Genomic DNA, 18,492 nt, shown 5'->3' with positions numbered 1-18,492 from the left:
GGCGTTCAAGCAGACCCGTTCAAGGCCTTGCCAGATTCCCCGCCAGGCGGGCGAGCACCTTGCGGCAGGGCCGAAAGAGCACCAAGGCCATCCCAAAATTCCCGGCGCAGTGCGCCAGGTCGAAGGGGATGCCGCTGATCCACCAGCTCAGAGCGTAAGACCAGCCCACGGCCACCAGATAGGTCAGCGCACACAGCGCGCCGAAGCACAGGCCGAACGCGCCGGACAGCACCGCCCAGCCCAAGGCAGACTCCATCCGACGCAGCAGACGGGCCAGCAGCGCCAGCACCAGCCACACATATAGATAGCAAATGGACCACAGGTTGACGCCCCAGATCAAATATTCCAGAAACACATAGATATAGACCGGAAACAGTCCCCGCCAGCCCAGGACCGCCATGTACACCATAATAAGCAGAGAGACCGGCTCGATATTGGGCAGCCCGGCCAGCGCCATCTTGGAAACGAAAAGCACCGCCCCCAGCAGGCCAAGAAGCACGATCTCCCTGGCCCGCATCGGGCGTCGGGAAGGGCGATCAGAAGCCGTCATAACCCACGGTGAGGGTCAGTTCATAATGCTCCCCGTCCGCAATGGGGGTGACGTCGGCGCCGGTATTCACCATCTCCCCCTCCTTGGTGAGCTTCCACCACTCCTGCTTGCTCTCGTCGGCGGTCTCGCCGTCGGCCGTAAGGATATACAGGCCGTAAGCGCTCTGGTTATCCTCCACCACGCCGTCCGCGATCAGGGCGGCGCCCAGAAACTCCTCGTCAGTATTCAGGGTAAAGTCCCTGCTGCTTCCGTCCTCGTGGACCACCTGAACGGTGACGGTCTTTCCGCCCGCCGCGCTCTGCGGTCCCATGGTCCGCCAGACCAGCAGCAGCGCCGCCACCACGATCGCCAGAACGATCGCGGCGATCACGACCGTCCGATTACCGCCCTTTGCCTTGTTCGCTTTACTCATACGCTGTAAACTCCTCTTTTGAATCCATTTTACCGGTGACCGGGGGCGCGCCATCGCCGCGCCATTCCGCTGCATTGCGGCCGATTCAACAGGCATTATTGTAGCATAAAGCGGATGCTTCCGCAATGTAAAAAGGGCCGGACTTCGGTAAAAGTCCGGCCCGGCCGATCACTGGGGCTTCTGGTTGTTGAACTTGGCGTAGGCGGTGCTCACTTTGCTCTCGGGCGCCTGTTCCACCTGATACCAGCCCTTCTGCTGGGCGGTCTTGAACAGCTCGGTCTGGGTCTTATGGCCCTGATTGAGGATGTTCAGGTACTCGTCCCGCAGCTGCACATTGACGCACTCGGAGGCAAAGGTATCGTAGTTGGAGGACATCTTCTTCTCCGCAAAAATCAGGTCTGTGATCCGCTCCTGGTCGTTCATGGTCGTCCCTCCTCTTTATTACTTCAAAAAGTTCAGCAGTGTTTCAAAATTCTGCTTATGCTGGCTGGCGTACTGCTGGAAGCAATTCTTCAGATCGGCCTCGGTACACTCCTGGGCGGCGGCCTGGTACTTGCAGCAGAGCACCTTTTCAAAATCCAGCTGGTCGGACAGGCCCGCCAGTTCCTTGTTGGTCAGGTTTGCCATAACGCTTTCACTCCTTTGTTTCAGACTGCCCCCATAGTTTATCCCTGCGTCTCCCCTTTATGCGGCGGCCTGGGGCACCCGCAGCGATTGAAGCAAAAAATCGCGTAATGCTCCTCCCCCAGGTTTTCCACTTTCGCAAAGCAGAACAGCGGCGTCAGCGGAAAGCGCCGGTCCGTGCGGAAGGGGAGCGCCAGGGAAAATCCGTCCTCCTCCCGGCGCAGCAGGGCGCCTTCCGCCGCGCCGGCACAGCGCGCCAGCAGCATCTCCCCCATCAGACGCCCCGGCTGCGCCTCCCGTACCCAGCCCGGCGGCGCCGGCGGGGCTGCCGGATGCCGCTGCGCCGGGTACGCCAGTTCTACTCCGCCCCCCGTGGGCGGCCAGACGCCCCGGCGCTCCAATTCGCCCACAGAGAGCGTGCGGCGCAGGACAAGCGTTCCCCCCTCGGGCAGCAGCGCCCCCAGCGGAAAACGGCCCTGCGGGCCGGACAGATACGCTTTATACAGCCCCCTGCCGTCGTCCGGCAGCATTGCCTCACAGGCCACCCGTCCCTCCGCCGCGCGGACCGTCAGCCTGCCCTTTCCCTCCGCCAGAGCATACCGCTCCTCCATACCGCCGCCTCCCTCCGGTATCTCTCTTTATTCTATGCACCCGGACGGGCTGCATGCGCCCTTCATAAAAAGTCATATATTCACTTTTTTCTCTTGAAAATTATTTCAGAAAACTATTATGTAACCTATTGCACAAATCCGTCGTTTTCTGTATAATAGAAGCCGTCACCATTCTTTCACTTCGGCGAGGAGGGAGCTCTTTTGGATCATGTATTGCAGACCGACGTCTGGAAGGCTTTGATCGAGCGGCTTCCGGGCGTGCTCGGCGCCGAGTTCGCCCTGGAAAACGGCGCGGTGCGCGAGGTCCACATCCTCTCCGATCAGTCCCGCGGTCCAAAGCAGATCGTCCGGGACATTCAGTCGGCCATGCTGGCCAAATTCCAGGTAGAGCTGGATCACCGGATCATCAGCGTGGCGCAGATTCCCGGTTCCTGCCTGCGCCGGGAGGGCCAGCGCCGCCTGGTGTGCGAACGGCTGGAGCTCTCCGCCGGACGGGACGGCTCTGCGGCCGTGGTCCATTTGTCTCTGGACGGCAGCCCCTACGTCGGCCGTTCCGCCTGCGACCTGTCCGCCGCCGGACGGATGCGGGCCATCGCCCAGGCCACGGTGGAAGCCCTGAACCTGCTGCTCTCTCCGGAGTGCCGGTTCGTGCTGGACGATGTCCGCCGCACCCCCATGGGAGACCGGCAGGCGGTTCTGGTGGGCCTTCATTTAAAACGCAGCGGCAAGACCGAAGCCCTGCTGGGCGCCTGCTACGAGGGGGAGGACCCCAACTTTTCGGTGGCTCTGGCCACGCTGGACGGTGTGAACCGCCGTTTTTCCACGCTCCCCCCTTCTCCGGAGAGCGGACAAGTTTCCTGATCCCGGCAGTTACAGTTTGATTGCGAGCGAAGCGGATATGGCCTGTCTCTAGCGAATGACAGAGTACTGTCAAGGAGGCTATATTCGATGAATAAGGCGAAGTTTGTTGCTGCGCTTACGTCCCTCGTTTCCCTGCTCCTGGCCGGCGGCGCGTTTTTCAATATCCGCTAAGGCCAACCGAACACGGACAGCCCACTTTGCCGGCTGTCCGTGTTCTGCTCCACCAGTTCGATCCGCTATGGAGGAAACGTCAGATGCGTCCTGCTACCAAGTGCTATATGGCTCTTATCAGCGTCCTCGGGCTCTGTACGGGCGTATTCTGCGCCTACCGCTTCCTGCTGGTCCTGTCCGGCCCCTGGAACCTCAGCTATACGGGCGTCTTTCTGGTGCTGCTCCTGTTTGCCTGGGGCAGCTGCTGCCTGCCCCTTTATCTCCGTGAGGACTGCACCGTGGATCTCTCTTTTATCAGCATCCTGGCCACGATCCTCATCTTAGGGCCGGAGGCCGCGGTGCTGATCAAACTGGTCACCTCTCCCTTTGTGGTCATCCCCTCCCCCGACGGCAAGAGCCGGGAGCATATCTTCAATACCGCGCCTTCCAAGACGCTGTTCAATCTGGGCAACCACAGCATCTCCTATGCGGTGGGCGGCCTGGCCTATTACGCGGTGGGCGGCCGGCCGGGCGACATCGCGCTGCCCTATGTGCTTCTTCCCGCCGTCTTGTTCATCGTGGTGGCCATGATCGCCAATGTGGTGGTCATCCTGCTCTACTTTATGCTGAGCCAGCACGTCAAGCTCTACCCCACCGTCTTCCAGATGTTTTCCAGTCTGGCTCCCAGCATCGTGCTGTCCGCGCCCATCGGCTATTTTTTGGCCTTCCTGCTGAAATTGGATGCCGGCCCCTGGCTGGCGATCCTGTTTATGCTGCCTCTGCTGCTGGCGCGTTATTCCTTCAAGCTGTATCTGGACAGCCAGAAGCATCAGATCCACGTGATCCAGACCCTGGCCGCCGCTTTGGAAGCAAAGGATCCCTATACCGAGGGTCATTCCACCCGCGTGCGCCGGTATGCCGTTCAGCTGGCCGAACAGATGGGCCTATCCTCCAAGCGGGTGCAAACGCTCTCCACCGCCGCCGTTTTCCACGATATCGGAAAGATCGGCATCCCCGACTCCATCCTGCAGAAGCCCGGCGCCTTAACGCCGGAGGAGCGCGCGGTCATCCAGACCCATCCGGCCAAGGGAGTACGCATCTTGGAAAATCTGGACGGTTACGAGGCAATCATCCCCCTGGTCCTGCATCACCATGAATTCTACGACGGGCGGGGCTATCCCGACGGCACCTGTGGAGAGGAACTGCCCATCGAAACCTATATCCTGGGGGCGGCGGACGCCTATGACGCCATCACCAGCGACCGGCCCTACCGCAGAGGCCGCACCCCGCTCCAGGCGGCCGCCATCCTGCGGGAAGAGGCCGGCAAACAGTTCCATCCCCAGGTGGCGGTGACGCTGGCCGAGCTGGCGGAGGACGGGCTTCTGGAGCGCTCGGCCCGGCTTGATGAGGAACAGGTCCCGTGTTGATCTTAGCCGTATTGTGCGCCCTGGCTGCAGGCTGGTGCACCGGCGGCCGGCTCTCCCGTTTCGAGGGCGCCGGTCTGCGCCTGCTGCCGCTGCCTGTGGCCGCACTGCTGCTGCAGCGTTTTTTCCTGCGGCCCTGGACGCTGCTGCTCTCTTACGGGCTGCTGCTGGTCTTTTTGGTGTGCAACCGGCATCTGAAAAAGACTGCCCTGTTCCTGGGCGCGGGCAGCTTGTGCAATCTGACGGTCATTGCGGCCAACGGATGGCGGATGCCGGTGGCCGCCTGGGCGGCGGCGCTGATGAGCGATGAGGGGAGCGCCGCGCTGCTCTCCGGCGCAATCCCGATGTATGCCGCCGCCGACGCCCATACCCGGTTGCTGTTTTTGGGCGATATTCTTTACTGCCCCATCCCACCTTTTCAGGGATTTGCCAGCATCGGAGACATTTTGCTGGCTCTGGGCGTTTTTTTCTGTCTGATGGCTGTGATGGCCCCATCCAGGCTCCCCCGCTGGCTGAAATGCGGTTGACCGACACGGCGTACAGCGCTGTACCGACCTGGAAATCGAACGGATCAGCGCCTGGAAGACGCGCAGATAACCTCTCTGCTCCGCAAGCGGGACCGGAGGCCAGCGGGCCGCTGGCCCGTCATGCTTCCGGCAGGAAGGCAGCAGTTGCGTGTCTTCCCATTTTTTGCAGAAATCGGGCGTGGGAAAGCACCGCCTTCCCACGCCCGATTTCTGTGTGAGGTGTTCCGCTGATGCCGACTTCTTCCGCCATAGGATCACCTCCGGTTGACATCCGCCGGATCTGTGATATACCGGAAATAAAGGGGGGGGGCGTGCTTATGTTTTGGGTGGGGTTCCGCAGCGGGGCATATGGGTTTCGCGGTCTTTTATGGCTCTGCCTCGGGATGGCCGTTCTGTTCACGGTTTCAATCGGCCCGTTCCTGGCCTATTCCGGCTATCCCGGCCTGAGCGTCCTGCTCCTCCTTTGTGTCCCTTGCCTTCCTGGCTGTTTGGGATCATCGGGCCGCTTCCTGGTCGGTCCGGATCAGATGCTTGAGCCCCTCTACCCCCACCTGGATTGCGGCGGACAGGTCGTGGCTCTCCGTTTGATCCAGTCCGGCCGCCTCCCGTTCCTGGTTCCAGATCACGTGGAAGCAGGAGCCGCAGCGCGCCCCAAGGGCGGCGGCACAGCAGAACAGCGCGGCCGACTCCATCTCCGAGGCCAGCACGCCCAGCCGCTTCCACGCTTGCCACTTGGCCTGGAGTTCATAGGACACGGGCATGCGCTCCGGGTCGTGCTGCCCGTAAAAAGAGTCCTTGCACTGGACCACCCCTGCATGCCATGGCTTGCCCAGCGCCCGGGCTGCGGCCACCAGGGCGGACTGCACCGCGTAATCGGCCACGGCGGGAAATTCCATGGGCGCATACTCCCGGGAGGTCCCCTCATGCCGGACCGCGCCGGTGGCGATCACCACATCGTCGCTTTTCACCTTCAGAGCGATCCCACCGCAGGTGCCTACCCGCACAAAGGTATCCGCCCCCAGCGCGTGCAGCTCCTCCATGGCGATGACCGCAGAGGGTCCGCCGATCCCGGTGGAACAGACGCTGACCCTTTCCCCCAGAAGCGTCCCCGTATACGTGGTGAATTCCCGGTTGGAGGCTACCTTGACCGGGTGGTCGAAATAGGCGGCGATCTTCTCACAGCGGCCCGGATCGCCCGGCAGGATGCAGTAGCGTCCTATGTCTCCCCTGCCGCATTGAATATGGAATTGCAGCGCATGCTCATGCATGGCGCACACCCCCCTTTTTGGCTCTTATTATACCTCCGACCCGCTGTGTTTGCAAGGTGTACAAAGCGCGCCCGCATTTTGTAACCTTTTGTTGTTGCTTTTTTTGCCTGCAGCACATAAAATAAATTGTCTGAATGACGCGGTCGAAGGGAGTGTTCCGCTTGAAGAAGACCGTGATCTGCACCGTAGTCGCCCTGCTGGCTGGTTTTGCGCTGGGCATCTTCTGCGGCAGCGGCGTTCTGTCCGGCACTGGCGGTCTCGTGCGCGCCACGGCTTCCGCTGCCGATTCTCCGCTTCCTGCCACAATGAATCTCGCGCTGGCCACCGGCCTGCCCGCCCCTACGTCCCTGCCGCTGGACGAGACGGACAACACCCGTCTGGTCGAACGGGCGGGCGTTGTGCTGGAAGCCTTGAAGCAAAAGGATTACACCGCCCTGGCCGCTCTGATCAGCCCGGGAAAGGGGGTCACCTTTACCCCTTACTCCACGGTGGACCCTGACCGCGACCACACGATGACCGCCAGCCAGATCGCCGGCCTTGCCTCCGACGACAACGTCTATGTCTGGGGCGTGGAGGACGGCCGGGGCGATCCCATCAAGCTGACGGCGGCGGACTATTTCGAGCGCTATGTGTTCAATACCGATTATACGCAGGCCCCTGTGATCGGCATCGACAATGTGCAGGCCTGCGGCAACGCGCTGGAAAATGTGGCCGAGGGCTATCCGGATGGACGCTTTGTGGAGTATTACTTTCCCGGCCTGAATCCCAAAATGGAGGGATTCGACTGGTGCTCCTTGAAGCTGGTGTTCGAGGCGGCGGAAAACGACTGGTATCTGGTGGGCCTGATCCACAGTGAATGGACCATCTGAAGCGTTTGCAGGCGGCGGAAACGCGCCTTCTTCCCTCCGCTTTACAACGTACCGCCATGGCCGGCGCCCCTTTGCCAAGTCAGGCGGCTGTCCCGCTTCCACAGACGAAAGCCCCGCTGCGGCCGCAGCGGGGCTTTCGTCTGTGGAAGCGGCGGCTTTCTCCCTCTCTTTCGAACCCTGCAGGGCGTTTCGTACAAAATAGGACTTACTTCTTGCATCCTGGCATTGGATGGGGTATGATAAGCTGGAATGTGTGTGGGGTTTTCCCTGAAAGGATGAATTTAGTTTGAAGATCATCATCGTGGGAGACGGTAAGGTAGGCTTCACTTTGGCGGAGCACCTCTCCCAGGAGGAGCATGACGTCACCGTCATCGATACCAACGACGACGCCCTCCGGCGTGCCTCGGAGTCTCTGGATGTGATGTGCGTCAAGGGGAACGGCGCTTCCATCTCCGCCCTGCGGGAATCCGGCGCGGATACGGCGGACGTGGTCATTGCCGCCACCAGTATGGACGAGGTGAACATGGTCTGCTGCCTGACCGCCAAACGGCTGGGCGCCAAGTACGTCATCGCCCGGGTGCGCAACGTGGAATACGCCGCCGAGCTGGCCACCCTCAAGCAGGAACTGGGCATCGACATGGTCATCAACCCGGAAAATGCTACGGCTGTCGAGATCTCCCGCCTGCTTCGCTTTCCCTCCGCCGCCAATATCGAAACCTTCTATCGCGGCCGTGTGGAGCTGATCGGTTTTCGGGTCCAGGAGGGGGATTTCATCGTGGGTCACCCCCTGTCCGCGCAGAGCCATAAGCTCCAGGAGCTGCCCATGCTCATGTGCGCGGTGGAGCGGTGCGGAGAGGTCACCATCCCGGACGGTTCCTTTGTCCCCCAGGCGGAGGACCGGCTTTATCTCATCGGCCAGCCCAGCGGTCTGACCGACTTTTTCAAGCTGCTGGGCCGCTACACGCCCCGGCTCAAGGATGTGTTCCTTGTGGGCGGCGGGCGGATCGCCCACTATCTCACCGCCATCTTGGAACACCTGGGCATGCGGGTAAAGATCGTGGAGCGGAGCATGGACCGCTGCCGTCATCTGTCCGAGGTGCTTCCCCGCACCATGGTCATCTGCGGCGACGGTACCGATCAGGAACTGCTGGAGCAGGAGAACATCTCTGCCGCCGACGCCTTTGTGGCGCTGACCGACCGGGACGAGGACAACCTGATCATCTCCCTCTACGCCATGCAGCAGGGTCTGAAAAAGGTAGTCGCAAAGTCCAACCGCCAGAACTATGCCGGCATCGCCCGGGCGGTTGGGCTGGACAGCGTGATTTCCCCCAAATTCATTACTGCAAACCAGATCCTCCAGGTGGTGCGCGGCATGCAGAACTCCAAGGGCAGCGTCATGAACGCCCTGTACCGCATCGCCGGGGGCCACGCGGAGGCTATGGAGTTTCTGGCCAACGATACCACCCGCAATCTGGGCATCCCGCTCAAGGATCTGCGGCTGAAAAAGGGAATCCTGATCGCCGTTCTGGTCCACCAGAACCGCATCATCATTCCCGACGGTTCCTCTATCCTCAGTCAGGGCGATACGGTCATCATTGTCTCCCGCAATCACGGGATTTTGGACATCAATGACATTTATGACGACTCGCTGCTGGATATGGGGGCCGTGCAATGAACTTCCGACTGGTCTTTAAACTGACCGGCAAGACCCTGCTGGTGGAGGCCGCCGCCATGCTGCTGCCGCTGCTGGTATGCTTGCTTTATCGCGAAAATCCGCTTCCCTTTCTGATCACCATCCCGCTCATCGCGGCCGTAGGGCTGATCCTGGCCCATCTGCGCAGCGACGACCACTTCTTTCCCCGGGAGGGCTTCTTCGCCGTTGCCCTGATCTGGCTTTTGGTGGGGGCCCTGGGCGCGCTGCCGTTTTTTTTCTGGGGACGGCTCTATCCGGAGCTTGGCCTGTTCCGCTCCTACATCGACTGTTTCTTTGAGTCGGTCTCCGGCTTCACTACCACCGGCGCCTCGATTCTCTCCGCCGTGGAGCCCCTGCCAAAGGGCATCCTGTTCTGGCGTTCCTTCATGCACTGGCTGGGCGGTATGGGCGTGCTCATCCTGGCCATCGCCCTGCTCCCCAGTCTGGGCGCCCGCACGCTGCACCTGATGAAGGCGGAGAGTCCCGGCCCCGTGGTGAGCAAGCTGGTGCCCAAGACCAGCCAATCCTCCAAGATCCTCTACGGTATCTATTGCGTCATGACCCTCATCCAGGTCCTCTGTCTGCGTCTGGCGGGCATGCCGCTCTACGACAGCCTCGTGAATTCCTTCGCTACGGCCGGTACCGGCGGCTTTTCCGTGCGGAACCTGTCCATCGCGGCCTATCAGAGCCCCACAGTCGAAGTGATCATCACCCTGTTTATGCTGCTGTTCTCGGTCAACTTCGCCCTCTACTTTCTCGTGCTCTGCGGCAAGGTGCGTCAGGTTCTGAAAAGCGACGAGCTGCGGTTTTTCCTGATCGTGGTCTTTGCCAGTATCGTGTTGATTTCCGTCAACATCCGGCATATGTATCCCACGCCCGGCGAAGCGGTCCGTCACGCCGCCTTCCAGGTGGGCACCATCATCTCCACCACCGGCTTTGCCAGCACCGATTTCAATCTGTGGCCGGAATTCTCCCGGGTGCTGCTGGTGCTGCTTATGTTCATCGGGGCCTGCGCCGGTTCCACCGGCGGCGGCATCAAATGCTCCCGGGTGCTGCTGCTGTTGAAGTCGATCCTCCGTGAGATCCGGCAGATCGTCCATCCCCGTTCGGTGAACGTTGTCCGGCTGGACGGGCGGGTCATGGACGAGGACGCCCTGCGCTCGGTCTATGTTTTCTTTGCCGCCTATATGTTCATCACGCTGGGCGCCACGCTGGTCGTCGCCGTGGACAATTTCACCTTTGGGACCACCTTCACCGCCGTGGTCGCCTGCATCGGAAATATCGGCCCCGGGTTGGAATTGGTAGGACCGATGGGGAATTACGCCGCCTTTTCTCCCCTGTCCAAGATCGTCCTCTCCCTGTGTATGATCGTCGGCCGCCTGGAGGTTCTTCCTATCCTGGTTCTCTTTAGCGGAAATGCATGGAAACGTTCTTGACCCATTTTGCAAGTTTGTAGAAAGCGCCAAATCCTTGGATTTGGCGCTTTCCATTTTCAAGATGCACTTGCCAAATGGGGGCAGTTTGCGCTAATATTAACTTGTCTGTGAAACCGGGAAGCCCTGAGTTATCAGGCTTCCCAAATAACAAAGGAGTTGGGAACGTTGCTGGAAAATCTCTTTTGGCTCGGCTTAGTGGGGGGTATAATCGCCTTAATCTTCGCCGTAGTGCAAGCCAAGAAGGTGCTAAAGTTCTCCGAAGGCACTGAGCTGATGCAGAAATTAGCTGCATCTATTCGTAAAGGTGCCAACGCTTATCTTAAGCGCCAGTATACCACCGTTGCAAAGATCTTTATCGTCGTCTTCGTGATCCTGCTGATTCTGGCCTGGGTCGGGCTGCTCGACAACTGGTTCATCCCCTTTGCTTTCGTTACCGGCGGCATTTATTCCGCCCTGGCGGGCTTCATCGGCATGAAGATCGCCACCAGCGCCAACGCCCGCACCGCCAACGCCGCCCACGAGAGCCTCAACCGCGGCCTCAACGTGGCGTTCTCTTCCGGCGCGGTCATGGGCTTTACTGTGGTGGGCCTGGGCCTGCTGGACGTGTCCATCTGGTTCCACATCCTCAAGTACATCGCCGGTTTCCCCGCTGAGAAGATCGCCCAGACCATGGTCATGTTCGGCATGGGCGCATCCTTTATGGCCCTGTTCGGCCGCGTGGGCGGCGGCATCTTCACCAAGGCCGCCGACGTGGGAGCCGACCTGGTGGGCAAGGTCGAGGCCGGCATTCCCGAGGACGACCCCCGCAACCCCGCCACCATCGCCGACAACGTGGGCGACAACGTGGGCGACGTGGCCGGCATGGGCGCCGACCTGTACGAGTCCTATGTGGGTTCTATCCTGGCCACCTTCGCGCTGGGCGCCACGGCCTATTCTGCTTCCGGTATGACCTGGAACGCCATGCTGCTGCCTCTGGTCATCGCCGTGGTGGGCGTGGTCTGCTCCGTGCTGGGTACCTTCCTGATCCGCACCAAGGAGGATGCCACCCAGAAGTCCCTGCTGGCTACCCTGCGCAAGGGAACCTATACCGCCGCGGTGCTGGCCGCGATCATAGCCGCCCCGGTGACTTACTTTATCATGGGTTCCTGGGGTCCCTACATCGCCATCCTGGCCGGTCTGGTAGCCGGCTGCGCCATCGGCTATTTCACGGAATACTATACTTCCGACACCTATAAGCCCACCCAGGGCCTGGCCGACTCCACTGAGACCGGCGCCGCCACCACGATCATCGGCGGCATCTCTCTGGGCATGCTCTCCACCGCCGCCCCCATCGTGATCATCGGCGTGGCCATCGTCGTCTCCTTCCTGGCCGCGGGCGGCTCCCTGTCCACCGGCGCCGCAAATTACACCGAGCTCTTTTCCAAGGGACTGTACGGCATCGGCATCGCCGCCGTCGGCATGCTCTCCACGCTGGGCATTACCCTGGCCACCGACGCTTACGGTCCTGTGGCCGACAACGCCGGCGGTATCGCTGAGATGAGCGGCCTGGGCGAAGAAGTCCGCAACCGCACCGACGCGCTAGACTCCCTGGGCAACACCACTGCCGCCACCGGCAAGGGCTTCGCCATCGGTTCTGCCGCTCTGACCGCCCTGGCGCTCCTGGTTTCTTATGTGGACGTGGTCAAGACCAAGGTCGCCTATGAGCTGGATCTGTCCATCACGAACCCCGCCGTGCTGGTGGGCCTGTTTGTGGGCGCTATGCTCACCTTCATCTTCGCCGCCCTGACCATGAGCGGCGTGCAGCGCGCCGCCCAGTCCATCGTGGTGGAGGTCCGCCGCCAGTTCCGTGAGATCACCGGCATCATGGAGGGCAAGGCCGATCCCGACTACGCCTCCTGCGTAGACCTTTGTACCAAGGGGGCGCTCCATGAGATGGTCGTCCCCTCCCTGCTGGCCATTGTAGTGCCCGTGGTCACCGGCCTGATCCTCGGGCCTGAGGCCGTTGTGGGCCTGCTGGGCGGCGTTACCGTTACCGGTTTCGTGGTGGCCGTGTTCATGTCCAACGCCGGCGGCGCCTGGGACAACGCCAAAAAGTATATCGAGGCCGGCCATCATGGCGGCAAGGGTTCCGACTGCCACAAGGCCGCCGTCATCGGCGACACGGTCGGCGATCCCTTCAAGGATACTTCCGGCCCCTCTCTGAACATCCTCATCAAGCTCTGCTCCACCGTCTCCATCGTCTTCTCCGGCCTGGTGGTCACAGTCAGCGCATATCTGTTCTGATCTCAAAAACAGGAGCGCCGCACGTTGTGCGGCGCTCCTGTTTTCTTCTGATTGAAGGGTCCCACCGGCGCCCTTCCGCGGTCAAAGGGCAACCCGGATGCTTTTGGGGAAACGGAAAAAGCATCCCAGGACACCCCGCCGTCCCACCGGGGCATACCGCCTCTTATCCGCTTATGGTGTAGCTCCCGCGCACCATAAGCGTCACGGCAGTCGACGCCTTCACGCCCCTGCCCTCCACCGTGGCCAGGTACAGGTGGTTCGCCGCCAGCGCCCCGCCGTTTGCCAGCGTGGCAGCGCCGGTCATATCCACCAATCCCGGTGCGGAACTGGACACGCAGACCGCCGTGCCCGAACGGAGCAGGAACTCACAGGCCGCACCGCCGGTGATGGTCTGTCCGGCGCTGAGGGTAACCACCTGATACGCTGCACCGGCAGCGGCCGGAGCGGTGGAACTGCCGCCGGTGCGCAACTTGTCCTCCACCTCTTTTACGTAGCCGTCCACTACGGCGGCCAGCCGGTTCTGCAGCTCGGCCTCCCGCTGGGCGATCTTGGCGTCCACCTGGGCCAGGATGGAGGGGGTGGCCTGTTGGTTCAGATAGCTCAGGCTCACCAGCGGGTCCGCCTGGGTCCCCTGCTGTCCGGCGGCCAGCGCTACGCCCGCCAGGGTCAGGCATACCAGCGCGCCGGACGCCAGTCGGACGGGCCATTTGGATTGGTTCATATGTACGACCTCCGTTTGGGAGGCGGGGCCGCCCCACAGGCGTCCCCGCCTTTTTTCCTTCAAATCATGGTATCCGTATGCAGGCCGAAGCTGACCGCGATGGCGTTGTCCACCCGCTGCATCTGCGTTTCGTCCAGCCGTCCCATGTGCTCCCGCAGCCGCTTTTTGTCCAGGGTGCGGATCTGTTCCAGCAGCACCACAGAATCCTTGGGCAATCCGTAGGTCTTTGCTGAGAGCTCGATATGGGTGGGCAGACGGGCCTTGCCGGTCTGGGACGTAATAGCGGCGGCAATCACGGTGGGGCTATGCCGGTTTCCGGTATCGTTCTGCACGATCAGCACCGGCCGTACCCCTCCCTGCTCGCTGCCCACTACAGGGCTCAGGTCGGCATAAAAAATGTCTCCGCGTTTTACGCTGTTGTCCACGTATGCTCACACTCCGCCGGAAGAAAGTCACCAGCGTCACCAGGCGCGGGGCCTATGTAACGCGGTCACTATGATTCTCCCACAGGGCGGCGGGATTTATACACAGTGCGGGAAAAAAACGCCCCTTCCCGCACCCCGCCGCCATTCCGGACGGTTCCTCCCCGGCCCATTCTATGCGGCGCAGCCTGCGGACGTGCGTTCAGCCCAGGTAAAGCCGGGGTACGCGGGGAGAGACGGCACAGAGCAGCTCATACTGGATGGTGTCCGCCGCCGCCGCGTGCTCTTCCACGGGCAGCGCAGCGCCGAACACCTCGGCCACGTCCCCGGGCTGCACATTTCGGCCGGTCACATCCACCATGCACATATCCATGCAGACCCGGCCGACGATGGGACAGCGCGCGCCGTGCAGCAGCACAGCGGACCGGTTGGACAGCAGCCGCGGGAAGCCGTCGGCATAACCGATGGGGACCACCGCGAGGGTACGCTCCGATTCCAGGGTGGCGGTACAGCCATAGCTGACGCAGGTACCCGCAGGCAGGGTGCGCACCGCGGTCACCCGGCTCTTCAAGGTCATCACCGGGCGCAGACCGGGTCCGTCCAGCCCCACGCAGGAGGGATCGGGATAGTGGCCGTACAGGGCCACGCCGGGACGCACCATGTCCAGGTGGGTGCAGGGATAGCGCAGCACGGCAGCGCTGTTGGCACAGTGGCGGAGCGCGAAGCGCACGCCACGCCGCTCCAGCACGCCCAGCAGGTCCAGAAAACGGGTAAATTGGCGCATGGTATAGGCCTCGTCCCCGTCGGCATCGGCAAAGTGGGTAAAGATCCCCTCCGCCTCCAGCCCCGGCAGCACCGCCGCCCGGGCCATCTCCTCCGCTGCGCGGGACAAATGCGTCTCGTCGCAGAGGAAGCCCAGCCGGGACATGCCGGTGTCCGCCTTCAGGTGAACCTTCAGGCGCTTTCCCGCCGCCTGGGCCGCCCGGGAGAGGGCCTGCGCCGTCTCCAGGTCCCCCACGGCCTGTGTGACCTCCAATTCCAGCAGCCGGGGCGCATCGGCAGCCGGGGTTGCGCCCAGGATCAGGATCGGGGTTTGGATCCCGGCACTGCGCAGCTCCCCCGCCTCCTCCAGGCACGCTACCGCCAGGTACTCCGCGCCCAGCGCCTCCAGCCGCATTGCCACCGGAACGGCTCCGTGGCCATAGGCGTTGGCCTTCACCACGCCCAAAAAGCGGCAATCCCGCGGCAGCAGTCCCCGAAGCGCACGGTAGTTATGTTCCAAATCGGACAGATCGACCTCTGCCCAAGTACGCATTTGCATATCGTCCATTCTTTGACGCCTCTCTTGCCAGTATGGATTTTATTATACTACGCGTCCGCCCGCTCCACAAGCCCAAAGAAACAGAAAGCGGCGGCGCCTCACGCCGCTGTTTCCGGCTCCAGACCGTCTTTTATCATTTTTTAATCCGCCGTTCATAGAAATTGAAAGACAATGGGCGCTGCATTGCGTATAATAAAGTCAGAATCCAAAAATAAAGAGGTAAAGGAGCATTCCTATGTTGGACGATCTGAGCAAGACCCTGATGAACGTGGTGTATGCCGGTGTGGGGGCCGTTTCCCTGGTGGCCGAACAGGCCGGCAAGGCGGGCAAGGTCCTGGTGGAGCGCGGCGAGGCGGCCGTGGAACAGATGGGCAAGTACAGCGAGGAGCTGCAGCGCAAATGCCAGGAGGACGCCCAGCGCCGCCGGGACGAGCGCATGGACGGACGGCTGTCCGCCATGAGCGCCCAGGAGCGTGAAGAGCTGCGCCGCCGCCTGGACCAGCTGGACGAGCTGGACCGCCAGGCCGCCGAATGCGCAGAGGCGGATGCCCGCAGCGCCGAGATCACGGAGATCCATGGCGGTCCTCAGGAGCGTTCGGACAACGACGGAGAATAAACCCGTCTGAACGGCGGTAGGCCCCGGACCTGACGGTCCGGGGCCTACCGCCGTTCAGTGCGGAAGTTCCAGCGCGTCTACCACCGCGCGCAGCGTGGCAGCGGAAAGATTCAGCGCCGTCTGCTCCTCGCCGGAAAGCGGGATCTCCAGGGTGGTCTCCACCCCGGTGCGGCCCACGATGGCCGGGACGCTCATGCACAGCTCACGGATGCCATACTGACCCCGAAGCAGATTGGACACTGGCAGCACTGAATGCTCGTCCCGGACGATGGCCAGGGCGATGCGGCCCACCGCCATGGCCACGCCGTAATAGGTGGCTCCCTTCCTCCGGATGATCTCATAGGCGCTTTCCCGTACCTCCCGGCGCAGCCATGCGTCGGCGGCTGCGTGATCGTAGTGGCCGCGCAGCTCACAAAAATGCTCCAACGGTACGCCGGAGATATTGGCGCCGCTCCACACCGCCAGCTCGCTGTCCCCATGCTCGCCGATGATGACGGCGTGGACGCTGCGGCTGTCCAACTGAAGGTGTTCTCCCAGCAGATATTTCAGCCGCGCCGTATCCAGGACGGTACCGGAACCCAGCACCCGCTCCGCCGGGTAGCCCGACAGCCGCCAGGCCGCATAGGTCAGCACGTCCACCGGATTGGATACCACCAGAAGGATGGCCTCCCGGTTCCGGCGGGCAATCCGTGGGATGATCTCGCGGTAGATCTCCACGTTTTTGTGGACCAACTCCAGGCGTGTTTCCCCCGGTTTCTGGCCCGCGCCGGCGGTAATGATGATCAGCGCGCAGTCGGCAAGATCGCCGTAGCTCCCTGCCCGGATCTGCATGGGATGGGCAAAGGGCAGTCCGTGCGAGAGGTCCATCGCCTCCCCCTCCGCCCGGTCCCGGTTGACGTCCAGGAGGATCAGTTCGGAAAAAATACCGCTTTGCAGCAGCGTAAAGGCGATGCTGGAGCCCACAAAGCCGCAGCCTACAATGGCCGCCTTTTGAATGTTGTTCATGGCAGTCCCTCCTACCCGAGCAGTATGCCCTGCGGAGGCCACTTTCATCGGCCGCATACAAACACCCCCCAGGCAGGAGCCGCTCGCCTCCTGCCTGGGGGGTGTTTCCGCAGTTCAAACAGGCTTTCGCTTCTTGCTCCAGCCGGGAGGCACGCCGCTGCCGCTTGGCTGTGCAACGCTTCCGCCCCTTAGTTCAGAAAGTCCTTCAGCTTCTTGCTCCGGCTGGGATGGCGCAGTTTTCTCAGAGCCTTGGCCTCGATCTGGCGGATCCGTTCACGGGTCACGTTAAATTCCTTGCCCACTTCCTCCAGCGTGCGGGTGCGGCCGTCCTCAATTCCAAAGCGGAGCTTGAGCACCTTCTCCTCACGGGGCGTAAGCGTACTCAGCACATCCACCAGCTGCTCCTTGAGCAGGGTGAAGCTGGCGGCCTCCGAGGGCTCGGAGGCGTCCTCGTCGGGGATGAAATCCCCCAGATGGGAATCCTCCTCCTCACCGATGGGAGTCTCCAAGCTGACCGGCTCCTGGGCGATCTTCAGGATCTCCCGCACCTTATCCACCGGCATGGACATCTCCTCTGCGATCTCCTCGGGCGTGGGGTCGTGGCCCAGCTCCTGGAGCAGCTGCCGGGAGACTCGAATGACCTTGTTGATGGTCTCCACCATATGGACGGGGATCCGGATCGTGCGGGCCTGGTCTGCAATGGCCCGGGTAATGGCCTGGCGGATCCACCAGGTGGCATAGGTGGAGAACTTATAGCCCTTGGTGTAATCGAACTTCTCCACCGCCTTGATCAGCCCCAGGTTGCCCTCCTGGATCAGATCCAGGAAGAGCATGCCCCGGCCCACATACCGCTTTGCGATGGAGACCACCAGACGCAGGTTGGCCTCGGCCAAGCGCTGCTTGGCGGCCTCGCCGCGCTTCACCAGCCGCTTGAGCTCGGCCTCGTCCTCGGCGCTGAGTTCGATCTCCTCGCCCTCCCTGCGCGCGCGTTCCATCTCCTCCATCTGCTCCTTGGCGGCGTCGCCGGCGCCCATATCCTGGGCCAGCTCGATCTCCTCCTCCGGGGTGAGCAGATTTACCTTGCCGATCTCCTTCAGGTACATGCGCACCGGGTCGTCGATCCCAAACGAATCCACCAGGGTGTTGGGATCCACGATCTCCTCCTCGGGGATCTCCTCCAGCTCCTCGGCAGGGGGCACGAGATCGTCGGCCAGCTCGGGCAGGTAATCCTCCCCCACCGTGTCGATCCCCAGATTCTCCAGCGTGTCGTAAATCTTATCCATCTGCTCGGAACTCAGGTCCAGGTTCTCCAGCACGTCCATCAGCTCGCTGGACGAGAGGTTGCCCTTCTTTTTGCCCCGCTCGATGAGCTCGGCCAGCTTTTCCGCACCCTGAACGCCCTCGACCACCTTCATGATCTCGATCTTGCCCTGCTCCATCTTCTGTTCATTGCTGACGCTGGGCTTCTTCTGCGCTTCCAGGGTCAATGTGTGTACCTTTTTGCCGGCGGTGTTCTTTTCACTCATGCGGTCATCCTCCATAGCCTTTTTTCTCTCTGAATTTCTCCCGCGCCGCCAGCAGGGGGTCCACCTGATCCGTCCCCGACCGCTTGAGGGCCTCGGTCTCTATGATCTCTATGTAATCGCGCAGGGCCTGTTGGCTGTGGGCCAGAGACTCCGGCTGATCCATCACGCTTACC

Annotated in this window: 20 protein-coding genes; 8 read left to right on the top strand and 12 right to left on the bottom strand. The window is 62.0% G+C overall.

The genetic code is table 11. The annotated features are described in order from the left end of the window. Nucleotides 1-19: 19 nt before the first annotated feature. From MR825_RS14165 to MR825_RS14145, 5 genes are all read right to left on the bottom strand, one after another. Entirely contained in the window at nt 20-499 is a 480-nt protein-coding gene (locus MR825_RS14165; protein WP_287881273.1) for a hypothetical protein, read from the bottom strand. Nucleotides 500-536: 37 nt separating this feature from the next. Then, nucleotides 537-962 carry a DUF4430 domain-containing protein gene (locus MR825_RS14160; protein ID WP_287881272.1) on the bottom strand — a complete coding sequence of 142 codons (426 nt, stop codon included), beginning with the start codon at nt 960-962 and terminating at the stop codon, nt 537-539. Nucleotides 963-1,130: 168 nt separating this feature from the next. Further along, nucleotides 1,131-1,385 (bottom strand): spore coat protein, encoded by a 255-nt coding sequence (locus MR825_RS14155; RefSeq protein WP_186907242.1) that lies wholly within the window; start codon nt 1,383-1,385, stop codon nt 1,131-1,133. Between the two features lie 18 nt (nt 1,386-1,403). Further along, nucleotides 1,404-1,589 carry a spore coat protein gene (locus tag MR825_RS14150; protein WP_186907241.1) on the bottom strand — a complete coding sequence of 62 codons (186 nt, stop codon included), beginning with the start codon at nt 1,587-1,589 and terminating at the stop codon, nt 1,404-1,406. Between the two features lie 38 nt (nt 1,590-1,627). Beyond that, nucleotides 1,628-2,197 (bottom strand): hypothetical protein, encoded by a 570-nt coding sequence (locus MR825_RS14145; protein WP_256176385.1) that lies wholly within the window; start codon nt 2,195-2,197, stop codon nt 1,628-1,630. Between the two features lie 201 nt (nt 2,198-2,398). Here MR825_RS14145 and MR825_RS14140 point away from each other — a divergent pair, with 201 nt between their 5' ends. From MR825_RS14140 to MR825_RS14130, 3 genes are all read left to right on the top strand, one after another. After that, nucleotides 2,399-3,058: a hypothetical protein gene (locus MR825_RS14140; protein WP_186907239.1), complete on the top strand. Its 660-nt coding sequence runs from the start codon at nt 2,399-2,401 to the stop codon at nt 3,056-3,058. 254 nt (nt 3,059-3,312) lie between these two features. Then, on the top strand, nt 3,313-4,635 hold the full coding sequence (locus MR825_RS14135; RefSeq protein WP_287881271.1) for an HD-GYP domain-containing protein: 1,323 nt from the start codon (nt 3,313-3,315) through the stop codon (nt 4,633-4,635). Next, complete coding sequence (locus MR825_RS14130; RefSeq protein ID WP_186907237.1) at nt 4,629-5,159, top strand: DUF5317 family protein; 531 nt, start codon at nt 4,629-4,631, stop codon at nt 5,157-5,159. Before MR825_RS14135 ends, MR825_RS14130 begins: the two co-directional genes overlap by 7 nt. 118 nt (nt 5,160-5,277) lie before the next feature. On the opposite strand, the gene MR825_RS14125 is transcribed toward MR825_RS14130, so the two are convergent. Both MR825_RS14125 and udp read right to left on the bottom strand, forming a co-directional pair. Then, entirely contained in the window at nt 5,278-5,409 is a 132-nt protein-coding gene (locus tag MR825_RS14125) for a hypothetical protein (RefSeq protein WP_256176383.1), read from the bottom strand. Between the two features lie 244 nt (nt 5,410-5,653). After that, complete coding sequence (udp, locus tag MR825_RS14120) at nt 5,654-6,427, bottom strand: uridine phosphorylase (protein ID WP_287881269.1); 774 nt, start codon at nt 6,425-6,427, stop codon at nt 5,654-5,656. 161 nt (nt 6,428-6,588) lie between these two features. Between udp and MR825_RS14115 the strand changes: the two genes are divergently transcribed. From MR825_RS14115 to MR825_RS14100, 4 genes are all read left to right on the top strand, one after another. Further along, the gene (locus MR825_RS14115; RefSeq protein ID WP_287881268.1) at nt 6,589-7,296 is read left to right on the top strand and encodes a hypothetical protein; all 708 of its coding nucleotides are present in this window, start codon (nt 6,589-6,591) and stop codon (nt 7,294-7,296) included. A 286-nt stretch (nt 7,297-7,582) separates the two neighbouring features. Continuing rightward, on the top strand, nt 7,583-8,971 hold the full coding sequence (gene trkA / locus MR825_RS14110; protein ID WP_186907234.1) for a Trk system potassium transporter TrkA: 1,389 nt from the start codon (nt 7,583-7,585) through the stop codon (nt 8,969-8,971). Next, nucleotides 8,968-10,425 (top strand): TrkH family potassium uptake protein, encoded by a 1,458-nt coding sequence (locus MR825_RS14105; RefSeq protein ID WP_186907233.1) that lies wholly within the window; start codon nt 8,968-8,970, stop codon nt 10,423-10,425. The genes trkA and MR825_RS14105 overlap by 4 nt, the downstream gene beginning before the upstream one ends. A 168-nt stretch (nt 10,426-10,593) precedes the next feature. Continuing rightward, entirely contained in the window at nt 10,594-12,708 is a 2,115-nt protein-coding gene (locus tag MR825_RS14100) for a sodium-translocating pyrophosphatase (protein ID WP_186907333.1), read from the top strand. A 163-nt stretch (nt 12,709-12,871) separates the two neighbouring features. On the opposite strand, the gene MR825_RS14095 is transcribed toward MR825_RS14100, so the two are convergent. From MR825_RS14095 to alr, 3 genes are all read right to left on the bottom strand, one after another. After that, nucleotides 12,872-13,429, bottom strand: a complete 558-nt coding sequence (locus tag MR825_RS14095) for a hypothetical protein (RefSeq protein WP_287881266.1) — start codon at nt 13,427-13,429, stop codon at nt 12,872-12,874. Between the two features lie 59 nt (nt 13,430-13,488). After that, on the bottom strand, nt 13,489-13,854 hold the full coding sequence (locus tag MR825_RS14090; protein ID WP_186907231.1) for a type II toxin-antitoxin system PemK/MazF family toxin: 366 nt from the start codon (nt 13,852-13,854) through the stop codon (nt 13,489-13,491). A 199-nt stretch (nt 13,855-14,053) separates the two neighbouring features. Beyond that, complete coding sequence (gene alr, locus MR825_RS14085) at nt 14,054-15,181, bottom strand: alanine racemase (protein ID WP_186907230.1); 1,128 nt, start codon at nt 15,179-15,181, stop codon at nt 14,054-14,056. Nucleotides 15,182-15,407: 226 nt separating this feature from the next. Between alr and MR825_RS14080 the strand changes: the two genes are divergently transcribed. Continuing rightward, nucleotides 15,408-15,788, top strand: coding sequence for a hypothetical protein (locus tag MR825_RS14080; protein ID WP_256176381.1), 381 nt, complete (start codon nt 15,408-15,410; stop codon nt 15,786-15,788). A 54-nt stretch (nt 15,789-15,842) separates the two neighbouring features. Here the strand turns inward: MR825_RS14080 and MR825_RS14075 are convergent, their stop codons facing one another. Then, complete coding sequence (locus MR825_RS14075; RefSeq protein WP_186907228.1) at nt 15,843-16,793, bottom strand: L-lactate dehydrogenase; 951 nt, start codon at nt 16,791-16,793, stop codon at nt 15,843-15,845. Between the two features lie 188 nt (nt 16,794-16,981). After that, a complete protein-coding gene (gene rpoD, locus MR825_RS14070; RefSeq protein ID WP_369807601.1) occupies nt 16,982-18,319 on the bottom strand; it encodes an RNA polymerase sigma factor RpoD in 1,338 nt (445 codons plus the stop codon). Between the last annotated feature and the right edge of the window lie 173 nt (nt 18,320-18,492).

Source organism: Lawsonibacter sp. (assembly GCF_022777125.1).
GTDB classification, from domain to species: Bacteria; Bacillota; Clostridia; order Oscillospirales; family Oscillospiraceae; genus Lawsonibacter_A; species Lawsonibacter_A hominis.
Note: the sequence above shows the minus strand (reverse complement) of the source record. Positions and strands in the feature narration are given on the sequence as shown.